At 66.2% G+C, this 18,279-nt stretch carries 16 protein-coding genes and 1 pseudogene; 9 read left to right on the top strand and 8 right to left on the bottom strand.

The window, feature by feature from the left end:
* From pgk to AAF184_02275, 4 genes are all read right to left on the bottom strand, one after another.
* On the bottom strand, window positions 1–739 hold a 739-nt coding region (gene pgk / locus AAF184_02290), incomplete at its 3' end, for a phosphoglycerate kinase (protein MEO0421134.1).
* 22 nt (window positions 740–761) lie between these two features.
* Window positions 762–1,772 carry a type I glyceraldehyde-3-phosphate dehydrogenase gene (gap, locus tag AAF184_02285; protein MEO0421133.1) on the bottom strand — a complete coding sequence of 337 codons (1,011 nt, stop codon included), beginning with the start codon at window positions 1,770–1,772 and terminating at the stop codon, window positions 762–764.
* Window positions 1,773–1,787: 15 nt separating this feature from the next.
* Window positions 1,788–3,794 (bottom strand): transketolase, encoded by a 2,007-nt coding sequence (tkt, locus tag AAF184_02280; protein MEO0421132.1) that lies wholly within the window; start codon window positions 3,792–3,794, stop codon window positions 1,788–1,790.
* A 130-nt stretch (window positions 3,795–3,924) separates the two neighbouring features.
* Entirely contained in the window at window positions 3,925–4,482 is a 558-nt protein-coding gene (locus AAF184_02275) for a thioredoxin family protein (protein ID MEO0421131.1), read from the bottom strand.
* Window positions 4,483–4,755: 273 nt separating this feature from the next.
* Between AAF184_02275 and metK the strand changes: the two genes are divergently transcribed.
* The 5 genes from metK to AAF184_02250 all read left to right on the top strand — a co-directional run bounded on the left by metK (window position 4,756) and on the right by AAF184_02250 (window position 10,086).
* Window positions 4,756–5,919, top strand: coding sequence for a methionine adenosyltransferase (gene metK, locus AAF184_02270; protein ID MEO0421130.1), 1,164 nt, complete (start codon window positions 4,756–4,758; stop codon window positions 5,917–5,919).
* A gap of 90 nt (window positions 5,920–6,009) precedes the next feature.
* Window positions 6,010–7,425: an adenosylhomocysteinase gene (gene ahcY / locus AAF184_02265; GenBank protein ID MEO0421129.1), complete on the top strand. Its 1,416-nt coding sequence runs from the start codon at window positions 6,010–6,012 to the stop codon at window positions 7,423–7,425.
* Window positions 7,426–7,534: 109 nt separating this feature from the next.
* Complete coding sequence (locus tag AAF184_02260) at window positions 7,535–8,323, top strand: YdcF family protein (GenBank protein MEO0421128.1); 789 nt, start codon at window positions 7,535–7,537, stop codon at window positions 8,321–8,323.
* 33 nt (window positions 8,324–8,356) lie between these two features.
* Window positions 8,357–9,175 carry a phosphodiesterase gene (locus tag AAF184_02255; protein ID MEO0421127.1) on the top strand — a complete coding sequence of 273 codons (819 nt, stop codon included), beginning with the start codon at window positions 8,357–8,359 and terminating at the stop codon, window positions 9,173–9,175.
* Complete coding sequence (locus tag AAF184_02250) at window positions 9,172–10,086, top strand: TraB/GumN family protein (protein ID MEO0421126.1); 915 nt, start codon at window positions 9,172–9,174, stop codon at window positions 10,084–10,086. Before AAF184_02255 ends, AAF184_02250 begins: the two co-directional genes overlap by 4 nt.
* Window position 10,087: 1 nt before the next feature.
* Here the strand turns inward: AAF184_02250 and AAF184_02245 are convergent, their stop codons facing one another.
* Window positions 10,088–10,252 carry a rubredoxin gene (locus tag AAF184_02245; GenBank protein ID MEO0421125.1) on the bottom strand — a complete coding sequence of 55 codons (165 nt, stop codon included), beginning with the start codon at window positions 10,250–10,252 and terminating at the stop codon, window positions 10,088–10,090.
* A 96-nt stretch (window positions 10,253–10,348) separates the two neighbouring features.
* On the opposite strand from AAF184_02245, the gene AAF184_02240 reads away from it, so the two are divergent.
* From AAF184_02240 to hemL, 3 genes are all read left to right on the top strand, one after another.
* Complete coding sequence (locus AAF184_02240; GenBank protein ID MEO0421124.1) at window positions 10,349–11,164, top strand: hydroxymethylpyrimidine/phosphomethylpyrimidine kinase; 816 nt, start codon at window positions 10,349–10,351, stop codon at window positions 11,162–11,164.
* Window positions 11,165–11,168: 4 nt separating this feature from the next.
* The gene (gene thiE, locus AAF184_02235) at window positions 11,169–11,792 is read left to right on the top strand and encodes a thiamine phosphate synthase (protein MEO0421123.1); all 624 of its coding nucleotides are present in this window, start codon (window positions 11,169–11,171) and stop codon (window positions 11,790–11,792) included.
* Window positions 11,793–11,858: 66 nt separating this feature from the next.
* Complete coding sequence (gene hemL, locus AAF184_02230; protein ID MEO0421122.1) at window positions 11,859–13,136, top strand: glutamate-1-semialdehyde 2,1-aminomutase; 1,278 nt, start codon at window positions 11,859–11,861, stop codon at window positions 13,134–13,136.
* 23 nt (window positions 13,137–13,159) lie between these two features.
* Here the strand turns inward: hemL and AAF184_02225 are convergent, their stop codons facing one another.
* Complete coding sequence (locus tag AAF184_02225; protein ID MEO0421121.1) at window positions 13,160–13,810, bottom strand: flavin prenyltransferase UbiX; 651 nt, start codon at window positions 13,808–13,810, stop codon at window positions 13,160–13,162.
* Window positions 13,807–15,252, bottom strand: a complete 1,446-nt coding sequence (mpl, locus tag AAF184_02220) for a UDP-N-acetylmuramate:L-alanyl-gamma-D-glutamyl-meso-diaminopimelate ligase (GenBank protein MEO0421120.1) — start codon at window positions 15,250–15,252, stop codon at window positions 13,807–13,809. Before mpl ends, AAF184_02225 begins: the two co-directional genes overlap by 4 nt.
* 72 nt (window positions 15,253–15,324) lie before the next feature.
* Here mpl and rnd point away from each other — a divergent pair, with 72 nt between their 5' ends.
* Window positions 15,325–16,446, top strand: coding sequence for a ribonuclease D (rnd, locus tag AAF184_02215; GenBank protein MEO0421119.1), 1,122 nt, complete (start codon window positions 15,325–15,327; stop codon window positions 16,444–16,446).
* Window positions 16,447–17,472: 1,026 nt separating this feature from the next.
* Here the strand turns inward: rnd and AAF184_02210 are convergent.
* Window positions 17,473–18,111: pseudogene (locus AAF184_02210) on the bottom strand (adenylate kinase).
* Window positions 18,112–18,279: the final 168 nt, after the last annotated feature.

Genomic DNA, 18,279 nt, shown 5'->3' with positions numbered 1-18,279 from the left:
GCACCAGCGCGCGCGCCGTGTCCAGGAGATCCGGTTCGTAGAGCGACTTGCCGACGTTGTGGCCCGCCGCGGCGATGAAAGTATTGGCGATGCCGCCGCCGACGATCAGCTGATCCACCCGATCGAGCAGGGACTCGAGGAGCGTGAGCTTGGTGGATACCTTACTGCCGCCGACGATCGCCAGCATCGGACGCAGGGGATGATCCAGGGCACGCGCCAGGGCGTCGAGTTCGCCCATCAGCAGGGGCCCGGCGCACGCCACCGGGGCGTGCTCGGCCACGCCGGCGGTGCTGGCGTGGGCCCGGTGGGCGGTGCCGAAAGCATCCATCACGTACACGTCGCACAGGGCGGCGAGACGCTTGGCAAGGGCGGGATCGTTGGTCTTTTCACCGACCAGGAAGCGCACGTTGTCGCAGAGCACGATCTCGCCCGGTGCCACCTCGACGCCGTCGATCCACTCCGCCTCGAAGCGCACCTCACGGCCTAGCAGGCCTGCCAGGTGCCGCGCGACGGGTTCCATCGACAGCTCCGGGTCAGGCTGCCCGGCCTCAGGGCGCCCGCGGTGGGACACCACGATCACGGCGGCGTTGCGCTCCAGAGCCAGCTGCAGCGTGGGCAGAGCGGCGCGGATGCGCGCATCGCTCACCACCTCGCCCCCGCGCACCGGCACGTTGAGGTCCTCGCGGATCAGCACGCGCTGCTCCGCGAGGTCCACCTCCGCCATCCGCAAGATGCTCATGAGCGGTCGTCAGTCAGTGGGGTCACTTGGCGCTCATCATGGCTTGCATGGTGTCGAGCATGCGGTTGGAGAAGCCCCACTCATTGTCGTACCAGGAGTTCACCTTCACCAGGCGACCGGACACCTTGGTCAGGGCGCCGTCGACGGTGGAGGAGTGGGCGTCGTGGTTGAAGTCCACGGACACCAGCGGCGCCTCGTTGTAGGCCAGGATGCCCTTGAGGGGGCCTTCTGCGGCGGCCTTCAGCGTGCTGTTGACCTCGTCGACGGAGGTCTCGCGGGCGGCCGTGAAGGTGAGGTCCACGAGGGAGACGTTGATCGTGGGCACGCGGATGGCGTAGCCGTCCAGGCGACCGTCCAGCTCCGGCAGCACCAGACCCACCGCGGCAGCGGCACCGGTCTTGGTGGGGATCATCGAGTGGGTCGCGGAACGGGCGCGGCGCAGGTCCTTGTGGAAGACGTCGGTCAACACCTGATCGTTGGTGTAGGCGTGCACAGTGGTCATGAGGCCCGCCTCGAGGCCGATCGCCTCGTGCAACGGCTTGACCATCGGGGCCAGGCAGTTGGTGGTGCACGAGGCGTTGGAGACCACCTTGTGCTCCGCCTTGAGCACGTCGTGGTTGACGCCGTACACCACGGTGGCGTCCACGTCCTTGCCGGCGGGGGCGGAGATCAGCACCTTCTTGGCGCCGGCTTCCAGGTGCGGCGCGGCCTTGGTGCGCGAGGCGAACAGGCCCGTGCACTCGAGCACCACGTCGACGTCATGCTCGCCCCAGGGCAGCTTGGACGGGTCGCGCTCGGCGAGTACGCGGATGCGATCGCCGTCCACCACCATGTCGTTGCCGTCCACCACGACCTGCGAACTGAAGCGGCCGTGGGCCGTGTCGAAGCGCGTGAGGTGTGCGTTGGTCTCGGAGTCGCCCAGGTCGTTTATCGCGACGATGCGAATGTCCTTGTTGCGTCCAGCCTCGTAGCAGGCACGCAGCACCATGCGGCCGATACGTCCATATCCGTTGATCGCGATGTTGATCGCCATGACTCCCTCCTGAAGTTACGAGACGGCGCCGAGCAGGGTCTCGACCCGGTCGGCGACGGCCTCGGCGGTAAATCCAAAGTGTTCGAACACGACCTTGCCAGGGGCGGACTCGCCGTAGCGGTCGAGGCCGACGACGTCGCCCTGGGCGCCGACGTAGCGCCACCACAGATCGGTCTTGCCCGCCTCCACGGCCACGCGCGCGGTGACCGACGGCGGCAACACGCTCTGGCGATACTCCGCGCTCTGGGCGTCGAACAGGTCCGTGCACGGCATGGACACGACGCGCACGGCGCGCCCCTTCTCGGCCAGCAGCTTAGCCGCGTCCACGGCCAGTCCCACCTCGCTGCCGGTGGCGATCAGAATCGCCTCCGGCGCGCCGTTCGCCTCGACCAGGGTGTAGCCGCCGCGACGAACGTCCTGCAGCTGGCCGGGCGTACGCGGCTGGTGAGGCAAGCCCTGGCGGGTGAAGATCAACGCCGTGGGGCCCTCGCGTCGTTCGATCGCGCAGGCCCATGCCACCATGGATTCCACCGCATCGCAGGGACGCCACAGGGACAGGTTCGGAATGAGGCGCAGGGACGCTGCGTGCTCCACCGGCTGGTGGGTGGGCCCGTCCTCGCCCACGCCGATGCTGTCGTGGGTGTAGACGAGGATATTGCGCAGGCCCATCAGGGCGGCCATGCGCACGGCGTTACGCGCGTAGTCGGAGAAGACCAGGAAGGTGGCCGAATAGGGGATGAAGCCGCCGTGCAGGGCGAGGCCGCTCGCCAGCGCCGTCATCGCGAACTCGCGCACGCCGTAGTGCAGGTAGTTGCCGTCCGCCTCACGGGCGCTGATCGCCTTCGAGCCGGACCAGATCGTGTTGTTCGAGCCAGCGAGGTCAGCCGAGCCACCTAGCAATTCCGGGAGCAGGGGACCGAAGGCCTCCAAGGCGAGCTGGGAGGCCTTACGCGAGGCCATGTCCTTGGCCTGACCGGCACTCACGGAGATCGCATCCGCCGCCTTCAGCTCCCAATCCGCGGGCAGCTCACCGGCCATGCGGCGCAGGTACTCGCGCGACTCGTCCGGATACTTCTCCCGGTATTCATCGAAGAGCTGCTGCCAGGCGGCTTCGCGCTCAGCGCCGCGCGCCCGCGCGTCCCAGCCGCTGCGGATGTCGTCGGGGATCTCGAAGGGGCCATGCTCCCAGCCGAGGCGCTGGCGCGCGGCCTGCACTTCCTCCGCGCCGAGGGGCGCGCCGTGGCAATCCCCCGTGCCTTCCTTCGCCGGCGAGCCGTAGCCGATCACCGTGCGACACATGATCAGCGTGGGCTTGTCTTCGATGGAGCGCGCCACTTCGAGGGCACGAGCCACGGCGTCGGGGTCGTGGCCGTCGATGTCGTCGATCACGTGCCAGCCGTAGGACAGGAAGCGCTGCTCCGTATCGTCCGTAAACCAGCCGCGCACATCGCCGTCGATGGAGATGCCGTTGTCGTCGTAGAGGGCGATGAGCTTGCCGAGCCCCAAGGTGCCGGCAAGGGAGCACGCCTCGTGGGAGATGCCCTCCATGAGGCACCCGTCGCCGAGGAACACGTAGGTGTGGTGGTCGACGATCGGAAAGCCCGGGCGATTGAAGCGGGCGGCCAGCACCTGTTCGGCGAGGGCCATGCCGACGGCGTTGGCGATGCCCTGGCCGAGGGGACCGGTGGTGGTCTCCACACCCGGGGTGATGCCGTACTCAGGATGGCCCGGGGTGCGTGAACCGAGTTGGCGGAAGTTTCGCAGCTCTTCGAGGGGCAGGTCGTAGCCGGTCAGGTGCAGCAAGGCGTACACCAGCATGGAGCCGTGGCCGTTGGAGACCACGAAGCGGTCGCGATTGTCCCACCGCGGGTTAGCCGGGTTGTGCACCAACCAGTCGTTCCACAACACCTCGGCCATGTCCGCCATGCCCATGGGCATGCCCGGATGCCCCGAACGTGCCTGCTCTACGGCATCCATGGCGAGGGCGCGTAGCGCGTTGGCTAAATCTCTACGGGTGGGCATGCATGAACCTCTAGCGGGATCTAGTCGTCGGATGACCGGCGTTGTGAATCAAATGGGCGCGCATTGTCTCGCGCGCCCGGAGCGCCATCAACCAAAGTGACGCCTCGTCCTTGAGCGGCCGGGCGCGCACCTAGGCGTCAGCCCACTTGATGGAGCAGCCCATGCTCGGAAACTGCTCCGCGGGCCCTTGGCCGGTGCGGGCCACGGCGCGCATGGCGTCGAGCAGCTCCTGGCGAGTGTCTTCAGTCGCCGGCTGCAGGCGGGCGTCGTCCAGCCGACCGCGATATTGCAGCAGCCCGGCGGCGTTGTAGCCGAAGAAATCAGGCGTGCAGACCGCGCCGAAGTGGCGCGCCACCTCACCGCCCTCATCCACCAGGTAGGGGAAGGGGAAATCCATCCGCTCGCTCAGGCCCTGCATCTCGGGAGGTGCGTCCGCCGGGTAGGCCCGATAGTCGTTGGGCATGAGGGCGACCGAGCCGACGCCCTCGGCGGCGAGGGCGCGGGCCTGCTCCACCAGCCGCGGGAGCACGGCCTGAACGAACGGGCAGTGGTTGCAGAGGAACATAACCAACAATCCGCGCGTACCGGTGCAGTCGTCGCGTCGGAAAAGCGCGCCGGCTGGGTCTGGCAGGCAGAAATCTGGAATAGGTGAACCGAAATCGCAGACGGGCGATTCCAAGGCGGGCATGCTACCCCTCGAGCGATACGGCGATGTTGGCGACGACGAATTCTAGCATCGCCCTACGCGTGAGCGCGGCGAAGAATGCTTCAAAGCGTGACGGCTTTTCGGCACTGCGGCGGAGTTGCTGTATAATCCGCGCTCGCTGCGCAGCCGCGAAGCCGCCTATCTAGCTGATTCCAGAAGCAGTTTTACGGGCCAGTCCAGTCCGGTCCACAACCTGAGGAAGCATCCCCCAGAGGGTGCCCGAGCGTCTCGTTTACCCACGGGGACAGAAGAAATATGAGCAAATCGTACCTTTTCACTTCCGAGTCGGTGTCGGAAGGTCATCCGGATAAGATTGCGGACCAAATCTCCGATGCCGTGCTCGACGCCATCCTGGCGGAGGACTCTCGGGCCCGCGTGGCGTGCGAGACCATGGTGAAGACCGGTATGGCCATCGTGGCCGGCGAGGTCACCACCAACGCCTGGATCGACCTCGAAGACCTCGTTCGCAAGACCATCCTGGAGATCGGCTACTCCCACTCGGACATGGGCTTCGACGGCGCTACCTGCGCCGTGATCAACGCCATCGGCAAGCAGTCCGTGGACATCGCTCAGGGCGTCGACCGCGAGGAAGACAAGGCCCAGGGTGCAGGCGACCAAGGCCTCATGTTCGGCTACGCCACCAACGAGACCGACGTGCTCATGCCGGCCCCGATCACCTACTCGCACCGCCTGGTCAAGCGTCAGGCCGAAGTGCGCAAGAACGGCACCCTGCCCTGGTTGCGCCCGGACGCGAAGAGCCAGGTTACCCTGCGCTACGAAGACCACAAGCCCGTCGGCCTCGACGCCGTGGTGCTCTCCACCCAGCACGCCGAAGAGATCAGCACTGAGCATCTGCGCGAGGCGGTGATGGAGGAGATCTTGAAGCCCGTGCTGCCCGCCGAGTGGCTGGCCGGGTGCCCGGCGGAGCATATCCACATCAACCCGACCGGCCGCTTCGTGATCGGCGGTCCCGTGGGCGACTGCGGCCTCACCGGGCGCAAGATCATCGTCGATACCTACGGCGGCATGGCGCGCCACGGCGGCGGTGCCTTCTCCGGCAAGGACCCCTCGAAGGTGGACCGCTCCGCGGCCTACGCCTGCCGCTACGTGGCCAAGAACGTGGTCGCCGCGGGCCTCGCCGATCGCTGCGAGATCCAGGTGTCCTACGCCATCGGCGTGGCCGAGCCCACCTCGATCACCGTCGATACCTTCGGCACCGGCAAGGTGGCGGACGAGCAGCTCACGCAGCTGATTCGCGAACACTTCGACCTCACGCCCTACGGCATCCGAACGTCCCTCGATCTGGTGCGCCCGATCTACCAGGCGACGGCGAGCTACGGCCACTTCGGCCGCGAAGAGCCCCAGTTCAGCTGGGAGCAAACCGATAAGGCCGATGCCCTGCGCGCCGCCATCGGCTAAGCGAATCGATCCTGCACTAGGTAACGAACAACGGGCAGCGCAGGCCCCTTTGCTGGCTGCCACCACCACGACACGAAAACGGAGACCAACATGAGCACTCCTTTGGAAAAAGTGGACGCTGACTACGTCGTCCGCGATCTCGCACTCGCCGATTGGGGCCGCAAGGAACTGAACATCGCTGAAACCGAAATGCCGGGCCTGATGGCGCTGCGTGAGGAGTTCGGTGAGTCCAAGCCCCTGAAGGGCGCCCGCATCGCCGGCTCCCTGCACATGACCGTGCAGACCGCCGTGCTGATCGAGACCCTCACCGCCCTCGGCGCCGAAGTGCGCTGGGCGTCCTGCAACATCTTCTCCACCCAGGACCATGCGGCCTCCGCCATCGTGAAGACCGGCGTGCCCGTCTTCGCCGTGAAGGGCGAGACCCTGGACGAGTACTGGGACTACACCCACCGCATCATGGAATGGCATGACGGTGGCACCCCGAACATGATCCTGGATGACGGCGGCGACGCCACGGGGCTGCTGACCCTCGGCACCCGCGCCGAGAAGGACATCAGCGTCCTCGACAACCCCGGCAGCGAGGAAGAGATCGCCCTCTTCAAGTCCATCAAAGCTCGCCTGCAGAAGGACCCCACCTTCTACTCGCGCACCCTCGCCAACATCCAGGGCGTGACGGAAGAGACCACCACCGGCGTGAACCGTCTCTACCGCCTGGCCAAGGAGGGCAAGCTGCCCTTCCCCGCCATCAACGTGAACGACTCGGTCACGAAGTCCAAGTTCGACAACCTCTACGGTTGTCGTGAGTCCCTGGTCGACGCCATCAAGCGCGCCACGGACGTGATGGTGGCTGGTAAGACCGCGCTGGTCTGCGGCTTCGGCGACGTGGGCAAGGGCTCAGCCCAGTCCCTGCGCGCCCTCGGCGCCATCACCATGGTCACGGAAGTCGACCCGATCTGCGCCCTGCAGGCGGCGATGGAAGGCTACAAGGTTGTCGACATCAACGATGTGATCGGCGACGTGGACATCTTCGTCACCGCCACCGGCAACTTCAACATCATCACCACCGACCTCATGACGCAGATGCGCAACGAGGCCATCGTCTGCAACATCGGCCACTTCGACAACGAGATCGACGTCGCAGGTCTGAAGCAGTTCGAGTGGGACAACATCAAGGATGGTGTCGACCACATCATCTTCCCCAACGGCAACCGCATCACGCTGCTGGCCCAGGGTCGCCTGGTGAACCTCGGCTGCGCCACGGGCCACCCGAGCTTCGTCATGTCCAACTCCTTCACCAACCAGGTGCTGGCGCAGATGGAGCTGTGGCAGAACGGTGACAACTACAAGAAGGACGTCTACGTGCTGCCGAAGCACCTGGACGAGAAGGTGGCACGCCTGCACCTCGACCGCATCGGCGCCAAGCTCACGGAGCTCACGCCGGAGCAGGCCGACTACATCGGCGTGAAGGTGGAAGGCCCCTACAAGCCCGACCACTACCGCTACTGATCGACCGTCGGCCGCCCCGCGCGGCCATCGCTCGAACGGACGAGGGCCGGGGTGCGCAGCGCATTCCGGCCCTCGCCGTTTCAGACCTACCCCCCTGCCTCGGAAGACCATGACGCGCTACGACCTGTGGTGGTTGATTCAACCCAGCCATCTGATGCTCTGGGGCCTTTCCATCGGGGCGCTGCTCTGCCTGCGCCCGCGCTGGCGGCGGCTCGGTGCCCGGCTGGCAGGGACCGCCCTGATCACCCTGCTGATCGGCGCCCTGACCCCTGCCAGCGACTGGCTGATCGCGCCCCTCGAGAGGCGATTCTCACCGCCCCCCGCAGATACCCCTCCCCCCTGCGGCCTGGTGGTACTCGCGGGCGCTGAGCAAGTGGTTCTGAGTCAGACCTACGGCATCCCCCACGTCAACGATTCCGCTGATCGACTGATGACTTTCATAGTGCTGGCTCGCCGCTTCCCCGAAGCGGCGTTGATCCACAGCGGGCGGGGGCGCCTGCACCAGGGGACATCCCAGAGCACTGTGGCACGATCGATCCTGCGAGCGGCCCTCCCCAACCGCGAGATCACCTTCGAGAACCTCTCGACCGACACGAAGGGCGCAGCTCTCGAGGTCGCTCGACTGATCGAAGCAACGGCGCCGGCGGAAAGCTGTGAATGGTGGCTGGTGACGTCCGCTTTCCATATGCCCCGCTCGATGGGCGTGTTTCGTGCTGCAGGCGTGCCCGTGACCGCCTTCCCCACGGATTTTCGAACGGGCAGCGACGGCTTCTCCCTGCCACAAGGGGTCCGTGCACTCGCCCAGCTGGACTGGGCAGCCCACGAGTGGGTGGGCCTGCTCTGGTACCGCTTGCGCGGCGACACACGTGAGCTGTTTCCCAAGCCCGCTCAGCACTAGACGAGCGGTGTCGAACAGTGAGACGGAGATGGCTTGACCGCCCCGCTCGCCGCACCCATGCTTTCGGCCATGTTTGAGCTGCTTCAGTTCACCGATCTGCACATCACCCGTTCGGCCGGCGAGTGCTTGCGCGGCATCGATACACGCGACAGCCTGGACGCCGTCTACGCCCGCGCCCTGTTGTGTCATCCCGCGCCGGGCGCCCTGTTGCTCACCGGCGACATCGCCGACGATGGCAGTCACGAGGCCTACGAACATATTCGTCAGGTATTCGCCGACGCCCCCTGCCCGGTGCTGGCGATCCCTGGCAACCATGACGATCCGGCTGCCCTTCGCAAGGTTCTCTCCGGCGCCCCCTTCGTAACCGAGGGCATGCACCTGCTCGGTGAGCACTGGTGCGCGCGACTCCTGGACAGCCACCTGCCCGGCGCCGTGGGTGGTCGCCTCACGGCGGCCTCGCTCGCACAGCTGGACGAGGCCAAGACCGACGATAGCGGACGCCACCAGCTCCTGGCCCTGCACCATCCACCGGTGGCCCTCGGCAGCACCTGGATGGACTCAATAGGCTTGGAGGAGCCCCAACGCCTGCTGGATGTGGTGGCCAGCACCGCGTCGGTCCGGGCGGTCGTGTGGGGCCATGCCCACCAGCGCTACGACGATCGGCGCGACGGCGCCCATTTGCTCTGCACACCTTCCACCTGCGTACAGTTCGCGCCGCGACAGGCAGAGTTCGGCACGGACAGCACGCGAGGACCGGGCTACCGCCATCTGCGCTTGCACGACAACGGTGATATCGACACGCAGGTCGTGTGGCTGCCCTTCAACACGGGCGCCCGGGCCCTCTCCGCGTGAACCAACGCCAAAGCGCATCGATCACCTGGCTCAGCGTAGCCGGCCTCTGCCTGACGCACATGCTCGGCGCCACGGCCCTCGCCGAGCCTGAGACGAACCCCGCACGCGAGGCCCTCCTGTGGCGCGTCAGCGACGGCGAGCACCATTTACTCTTGTTAGGTTCGATACACGTGCTGCGCGAAAAGGACATGCCACTGCCGCCGCCAGTCCTCGATGCCTACGCCAACAGCGACACGCTGGTCATGGAGATGGATGTCGCCTCCGCGCCAGCAGGCGCGTTGGAGCGCAAGCTACAGGAGTTCGGCGCGGCCGCGCCCCTGCGGACGCTGGATGTGGTGTTCGCCGACGGCTACCCACAGCTGCGCGAGCAGCTGCTCGAGGCGGGCATCGACCCGCAGGCCGTGAACGGTTTCGACCCCTGGTTCCTGGCCACGGTATTGATCAACATCAACCTCACCCAGCTAGGGTTTCGCGGCAATCTCGGCGTGGAGGCGCAACTCAGCGCACGAGCCACGAAGGACGGTCGCGAGACCGCCGGCCTGGAGACCATCAGTGAGCAGCTATCGATCTTCGAGGGGCTGGCCACGCCCACCCAGCGCGCCATGCTGAGCGAAGCGCTCGAGGAGCTCGGACAGTTGCGCGACATCACCGAACGCACGATCAGCGCGTGGCGGCGGGCGGACACGCAAGTCTTGCGCGAAGAACTACTGGATTCGCTCGGTGACCAGCCAGACCTCTATCGCTCGCTGGTCGCGGACCGCAACGCACGCTGGATACCGTCGCTCATGGCGATGCTGGAGTCGCCTGAGGTGGAGCTGGTGGTGGTGGGGTCACTGCACCTGCTGGGGGAAGACAGCGTGGTGCAGCTGCTGCGCCGGAAGGGCGGCTTGACCTTGGAGCCGCTCTGGTAGCTCAGACCTCGATCATCTCGAAGTCTTCCTTGGTAGCGCCACAATCAGGACACTGCCAGGTCAGCGGGACGTCGTCCCAGCTCGTCCCCGGAGCGATCCCCGTCTCGGGATGTCCCTCGGCGTCCTTGTAGACAAAACCGCAGATCACACACATATATGCCTTCATGAATCGCGCTACCAGTCCTGTTGAAAGTCGTCGGAAAGATGCCAGCCGCGCGCAGCCCACCCCGGGGCAGCGTCGAGGGCGCGCATTGTCACACGGATGAACGAAGCGCCACCAGCGATCGCGCGGCCGCCCTTGGTGATCATCGCCGGCAACGACCCCAGCGGGGGCGCCGGCATCGCCGCCGATCTGCAGACCGCCTCGGCCCTGGGCTTGCACCCGATGCCGGTGATCACCTCGATCACGGCCCAGGACACGCGCGACGTGGTGAGCGTGCACCCCCTGCCGGCGTCGCAGGTCACCGAGCAGTTGGATGTGCTGCTGAATGACATCCGCCCGGCTGCGGTGAAGATCGGTCTGCTGCCCACCGTGGAGGTGGCGCAGGCCGTCGGGCGATGCCTGCGCGAGCAGCTGGCCAGCGTGCCCATCGTCCTCGATCCGGTGCTCAAGGCGGGCGGTGGCGGCCGTCTGGCGGATGACCCTCTGGCGCGCGTGCTGCGCGAGGCGCTGCTGCCCGTGGCGACCGCCACCACCCCCAATCGCTTCGAACTGGCGCGCCTGATGGACGCGGACGACGACGCGGACCCGCAGACCCTGGCGGGCGCGTTGGCACAGGAGTGCGCCTGCGCGGTGCTCGTCACGGGGGCCGACGTGGCGGCCGACCTAGGCCAACCCCAGGTCGTCAACTACGCCGCCCTGGCCGATGGGGAGCGCCTGCAGTGGACCTGGCCGCGCCTACCCGGCCGCTTCCACGGCTCCGGCTGCACCCTGGCCGCGGCACTGGCGTGCGAACTCGCTGGCGGCGCCGCGGTTGGGACAGCGATGGACGCAGCGCAGCGCTACACGGCGACGGCCCTCTCCCAGGCGATCGCACCAGGTCGAGGCCAATTCATCCCCGGGCGGATGATAAAATGACGCTATGTACCAGTCCCTGCCCCGTGGCCTCTACGCCATCACGCCGAACGACGTCGCCGATTCGGACACGCTGATCGACCTCGCACGCGAGGCCCTGGAAGGCGGCGCGCGCACCCTGCAGTACCGGGCCAGCAGCGTCGACGCCCTCGAGCGCGATGTCGCAGTGCAATTGCGCGGCCTGTGCACCGAACTCAGCGCCTGCTTCATCATCAACGACGATCCGATGCTCGCCCTCGACTGCGGCGCCGATGGCGTACACCTCGGTCGGCGCGACATGAGCGTCTCCCATGCCCGCCAGCTCCTCGGGAACCACTCGATCATCGGCGTGAGTTGCTACGACGAGCTGGACCGCGTACTGCGCGCGGAGCGCGCCGATGCGTCCTACGTGGCCCTCGGCTCGTTCTTCCACTCACGCACCAAGCCCGACGCGGTTCGCGCCGACCTCGCCTTGCTCGGCGAGGCGGTGGCCCGTAGCTCCCTGCCCGTGGTGACCATCGGCGGTATCACGCCAGAGAACGGCGCCCCCCTGGTCGAGGCGGGTGCGCACGCCATCGCCGCCATCAGCGGCTTGTTCTCGAGCCCGGACGTGAAGGCGGCGGCCGGCGACTACCGGGCCTTATTCGACTGAGGGTGACACCGCGCGCGGCGCGCGAGGCACCCCTCCCCCTGACTCCGCAGATAGAGATTCGAACCGATGGAACAGCACTTCGAGGAAGCCAAACACTACATCGCCGGCGGCGTGAACTCGCCCGTCCGTGCCTTCGGCGCCGTGGGTGGCACGCCCGAGTTCGTGCGCCGCGCCGAGGGCCCGTACCTGCACACGGAGAGCGGTCGCCAGCTGATCGACTACATCGGCTCCTGGGGCCCGATGATCCTCGGCCATGCGCACCCGGAGGTGGTCAGCGCGGTGCAGGAGGCGGCGGCCAGCGGCCTGCATTTCGGCACCCCAACCACGCGTGAGACCGACCTCGCCAAGCTCGTGTGCGAGATTGTGCCGTCGATCGAGCTGGTACGCATGAACAGCTCGGGCACAGAGGCGACCATGAGCGCCATTCGCCTGGCGCGCGGGTTTACCGGGCGCGACACCATCGTCAAGTTCGAGGGCTGCTACCACGGCCACAGCGATTCCCTGCTGGTGAAGGCGGGCTCCGGCGCGCTGACCTTTGGCGTGCCGTCCTCGCCGGGCGTGCCGGCGGCCCTCGCCGAGCACACGGTGACCCTGCGCTACAATGACGCCGATCAGGTGCGCCAGACCTTCGCCGACATGGGCGACCGTATCGCTTGCATCATCATCGAACCGATCGCGGGCAACATGAACTGCATCCCGCCGGTGCCCGGCTTCCTGGAAGCCTGCCGTGAGGTCTGTGACGCCTCCGGCGCCCTGCTGATCTTCGACGAGGTGATGACGGGCTTCCGTGTGGCCCTCGGCGGCGCCCAGGCGGTGTACGGGGTCACCCCGGACCTCACCACCCTCGGTAAGATCATCGGCGGCGGCACCCCGGTCGGGGCCTTCGGTGGCCGTCGCGACGTGATGCTCCACGTCTCGCCCACCGGCCCGGTCTACCAGGCTGGCACGTTGTCCGGCTGCCCCCTGGCGATGGCCGCGGGCATCGTCACCCTGCGCCACCTCCAGGCACCCGGTTTCCACGACACCCTGGGGCAGCGTGCAGATCGGCTCACGGCCGGGATGGTCGACGCGGCGAAGCGCCACGGCATTCCCATGAGTCGGCACGTGGTGGGTGGAATGTTCGGCTTCTTCTTCACCGAACAAGATCCCGTCACCAGCTTCGAGCACGTACAGGGCTGTAACCTGGAGCGCTTCAACCAGTTCTTCGGTGGGATGCTCGAAGAGGGGATCTACCTTGCCCCGTCAGCCTACGAGGCGGGCTTCATCTCCATCGCACACACGGACGAGATCATCGACCAGACGATCGCCGCTGCCGATCGCGTGCTGGAGCGCATCGCCGCCTGAGGCCTCGCACGCGGCGACGCTTCCTAGGGGTTAGCGTCGCCGCCGTTGGCTGGCGATGACCAGCCCCAGCGTGGCATGAGCCCCTGGGGCACATCGAGTTGATCGAGGATGCGGGCGACGACGAAGTCGATGAGGTCGTCCATCGTGGTCGGCTCGTGATAGAAGCCAGGGCTCGGGGGCAGGATCGTCACCCCCAACTGTGCGAGGCGCAGTAGGTTCTCCAGGTGGATCACCGAGAAGGGGGTTTCGCGCGGCACCACGATCAGGTGCCCGCGCTCCTTGATCACCACATCGGCCGCACGCTCGATCAGCTCGCGTCCGGCCCCCGCGGCGATCGCGCCGACCGTGGCCATGCTGCAAGGACAGATGACCATGTCGCGCGGAGCGCCGGAGCCGCTGGCCACCGGTGAGGTCCACTCCTCGCGCCCGAACACGCGTAACTGCTCGGGCGCGGCCTCGAAACGCTCGGTGAAGTAGCGCTCGATCTCCCCTGAGCGTCCGGGCAACTTCAACGACGTTTCCATACCGATCACCACTTGCGCCGGCTTGGACAGGAGCAGGAACACGCGGATCTCTCGGGCCAGCAGGACCTGCAGCAGGCGCAAACCGTACTGGGCACCGGAGGCGCCGGTGAAGGCCAGGGTGATCGTGCGCTGATCGTCCACGGCGCTCATTGGCGTTCGAAGCGCTGTGCCAGCGCACCCCGTAACCGCTCGCGAAGGCCACCGAAGGCGCCGTTACTCATCAAGACCACCGTGTCTCCTTCATTCAGCTCCTGGGCCAGGGCCTGAGCGAGACCCTGTACGTCAGTATGCACGCGCAACTGCGGTAGCGTCGGGCCCAGGATGGCGTTCGCGTCCCAACCCAGGCTGGCGGGCGCGTAGAGCCAGGCCTGATCTGCCTGTGCCAGCGCGGCTGCCAGGTGCGCTCCGTGGGCGCCCATGCGCATGGTGTTCGAACGCGGCTCGAGTACCGCGATCAATCGCCCGCCTCGCCCGGCCACCTCCTGGCGCAAGGCGTCGAGGGTGCGCTCCACCGCGGTGGGGTGGTGGGCAAAGTCGTCGTAGACGGTGAACTCGCCGGGCACGTCCACTCGCTCCAAGCGACGCGCAACGCCCTTGAAACTCGCCAGCGCCTCCAACGCTTGGCTCGCCTCGACGCCCACGTGAACGGCCGCGGCGATCGCCGCCAAGGCATTCTCCGCGTTGTGCCTACCCTTGACGTTAGGCGGCAAGGTGCCGAGTGCCTCACCATCGCGTAGCACTTGCGTGTGCCCCACTTCGGCCTCGCCCACGTCGAGTCTCCAATCGGTGCCAGCGCTCGCCAGCGATGCGGGGGATGCGCCATCGCCCGACCACCCGGTGCTGGCTTGCGATGACCAGCAACCGCGCTCGAGTACCCGTCCGAGGGCGGCACTGCCCGCATTGGCGATCACCTGCCCCTCGCGAGGCACGATGCGCACGACGTGGTGAAACTGCGTTTCGATCGCGCCGAGGTCGGGGAAGATATCGGCGTGGTCATACTCGAGGTTGTTCAGGATGAGTGTGCACGGGTGGTAGTGCACGAACTTCGAGCGCTTATCAAAGAACGCCGTGTCGTACTCGTCCGCCTCGATCACGAAGTAGGGCGACGGATGATCTCCATTGCCGCCCAAGCGGGCGGACACACCGAAGTTGGCGGGAACGCCCCCCACCAGAAAGCCTGGGGCGAGGCCGGCCTGCTCGAGGATCCACGCCAACATACTGGTGGTGGTCGTCTTGCCATGGGTACCGGCCACCGCCAGCACGTGGCGGTGGCGAAGCACGTGCTCGCCCAGCCATTGGGGCCCGGAGACGTACGGCAGACGCTCATCGAGCATGTACTCGATGGCGTCCATCCCGCGCACCATGGCGTTGCCGACCACCACGAGATCGGGCGCCGGTTTCAGGTGAGCTGCGGCGTAGCCTTCCTGGATGTCAATTCCCTGTGACGCCAGCAACGTGCTCATAGGCGGATAAACGTTTTGATCGCAGCCACTTACGCGATAACCAAGCTGCCGTGCTAGGAGCGCGAGCCCGCCCATGAACGTGCCACAGATGCCCAGAAAATGGAGTCGGTCGACGCCAGCGGTGGTCATGGTAATCTCACTGCATGATGACAATTCTTGAGGTTGGCGCATGGCCGACCCACGCCTAAGGGGCACGCGCAGGTGCCTGTGAACTTCGACTTCATTACAACGCAGCCAGACCTCGACGAACTGCTCAAAGAAGCAGCAGTGGCTAAGGAGATTGCCTTAGACACCGAGTTCGAGCGCGTTCGCACCTACCACCCGCGACTTTGCCTGATCCAACTTGCCTTCGATACTCGCGTCGCGTGTATCGATGCGTTGGCCGAGCTCGATCTGGGGCCGTTCTGGCGCTTCCTCGCTGACTCACCCGCCATCAAGGTGATGCACGCAGGGCGGCAGGACCTCGAACTCGCCTACACGGAGAGTCGACGCGCGTTGGGGCAACCTCTGATGCCCTCTCCTTACATCGACACGCAGATCGCTGCAGGCCTCCTCGGGATCGGCGAGCAGGTGAGCTACGCCCACCTCGTGCAGGAACGGCAAGAGATCACCCTGCCCAAGGCCCACACGCGAACCGACTGGACGCAACGCCCCCTCGATCCCGCTCAACTCGACTACGCCGCTGACGATGTGCGCTACCTGCTGCCCGTCTGGGCGCAGCTGCGGGACGAACTGCGCGAGCGAGACCGTGAGCACTGGGTGGTGGAGGACAGCGCGGCACTGATCGACCCCGAGCTCTACGAGGTAGATACCTCTGAGGCGTGGCGCCGAGTGAAAGGGGCACGGCGCTTACGCCCCGAACCTCTCGCCTTGCTCAAGCGCCTCGCCGACTGGCGCGAGAGCCGTGCCCTCGAGCGCGATAAGCCCCGGCAGTGGGTGCTGAAGGACGATGTGTTGTTGGGCCTCGCTCAACGTCGCCCGGATAGCTTGCGCTCGCTACAGCGACACCGCGACTTGCCGGCAGCCGTGGTGCGACGCCATGGCGATGAACTGTATGAGCTGCTCTGCACCCCCTTCGCCGACGAGGAGGTGGAGCCCCCGCGCACCTACACGCCTGTGGACGAGCCCCTGGTGCGCAAGCTCATGGCGCAATTGCGCGCCCTGGCAGAGCGCGAAAACGTGTGCGCCACGGCGATCGCGTCGCGTCGGGACATCGAGCAGTTCTCGCGCGGCCATTCGAGTTCGCGCCTGGAGCGCGGGTGGCGATCTGAGTTCGTGGGGGAGAGCTTGCGCGCGGTGCGCGCTGAGTTCGCGACTACCTAGCGGATCGCCAGCCCTGTCCACAGCGGCGGCAGGCTGCAACGCCGGCCGCCGACCTTCCGATCAGCGCGCTAGCTAGCGCTTCTTACGACGGCTGACCTTCTTACGTGCGGCCGTCTTCTTCTTGGCCGCGGGCTTCTTTTTGGAAGCTGCTTTCTTCTTGCTAGCTGCCTTCTTCTTGGAGGCCGTTTTCTTCTTAGAAGCCGCCTTCTTCTTAGACGCCGCCTTCTTCTTAGACGCCGCCTTCTTCTTGGAAGCCGCCTTCTTCTTGGAAGCCGCCTTCTTCTTGGAAGCCGCCTTCTTCTTCGAAGCCGCCTTCTTCTTCGAAGCCGTCTTCTTCTTGGAAGCCGCCTTCTTCTTGGAGGCCGTCTTCTTCTTAGACGCCGTCTTCTTCTTAGACGCCGTCTTCTTCTTAGACGCCGCCTTCTTCTTAGACGCCGCCTTCTTCTTACCGACAGCCTTCTTCTTCGCGGCCGTCTTCTTCTTGCTCGCAGTCTTCTTCTTCGTCGCGGTCTTCTTCGCCGCGGGCTTCTTCTTCGCTGCTGCCTTCTTCTTCGCCTTCTTCTTACCAGCCGCGGATGCAACCGCCTTGGCCGTCTCCACTTCGTCGCCTGAGTTTTCTGCCGCCATAGTCTTTCCCTTCACCTTTTTCGCTACCTTCTTGACCGCCCCCTTCGCGCCGGCAGCGCGGGATTTCCCGCTGCTCTTCTCGCTGCCACTCGACGCTGTGGTGGTCTTACTCCGGGTGGTGTTGGTGCCAGTCCCGGTCGCTTGCTTCGCGGCACGCTTGCGTGTCGCGGAACTCGATCCCCTTCGCTTCGCGCGAGCCTTCTTCTTGCTCGCGGTGGCGCGACGTCCGGCCACGTCGATAGGGGTGACCTCAGCCGGCGGCCGAGGTGCTGGTGTGATGGTCGTCGCCTCCGCCAGCGCCTCCACGGCGGGGCCTTGCGGCAAGCCGTCGCTGTCGCGGGGGGCTGAGGGTGGCGACTGCTCGACGGACAAGGCGCCCGTGCGCTCGCGCAGCGCGTCGAGCAGATCGGTGAGGTCGTCGAAGATGGAATCCACCTCGCCCACGGCATCGAGGCGACTCAGCTTGCCCACGCGCTCGTAGTGCACCACCAGCGGCTTGGTGTGTGACTCGTAGACGCGCAATCGGTTGCTGACCGTCTCTTCCGTATCGTCGCCGCGGCGGGACAAGCGCGTACTGCCGCACTTGTCGCAGATGCCTTCGAGCGTCGGCGGTGAAGAATAGATGTTGAACACCGCACCGCAGTTCGCACAGGTGAGGCGACCGGTGAGGCGTTGCATGAGGAGGTCGAAGTCCACTTCGAACAGGACGGCAGCGTCGAGTTCGAGCGACATCGACGTCAGCATCTCGTCCAAAGCGCGTGCCTGAGCGACGTTGCGGGGAAAGCCGTCGAGAATGAAACCGTGCTGCGCGTCGTCCTGGGCGAGACGCTCGCCAATGATGCCGAGCACGATGCTGTCGGACACCAACTGCCCCGCGTCCATCGCGGCCTTGGCTCTGAGTCCGAAGGAAGTGCCCGCCTCGACTGCGCTACGCAGGAGGTCGCCAGTGGAGACCTGAGGGATGCCCAAGTGCTCGACGAGCTTCTTGGCTTGAGTGCCCTTGCCTGAACCAGGCGGCCCCAGGAGCACGATTCTCATTGAGGAGACTCGATAATGAACGATCGCGGCTAACGTACCGATTGCTTTCGCGCGCGTCAAACGCAAGCGCGCACGGTGTGAACGCGTGCTCATCGAGGCACTACGCGACACTGCAGGATCGTCGTTTGATCAACCAGCGAGGTGGCGTTGTCGGTGGAGGAAACGTTG

Source organism: Pseudomonadota bacterium, assembly GCA_039815145.1.
Taxonomy (GTDB): domain Bacteria; phylum Pseudomonadota; class Gammaproteobacteria; order Steroidobacterales; family JBCBZW01; genus JBCBZW01.
Note: the sequence above shows the minus strand (reverse complement) of the source record. Positions and strands in the feature narration are given on the sequence as shown.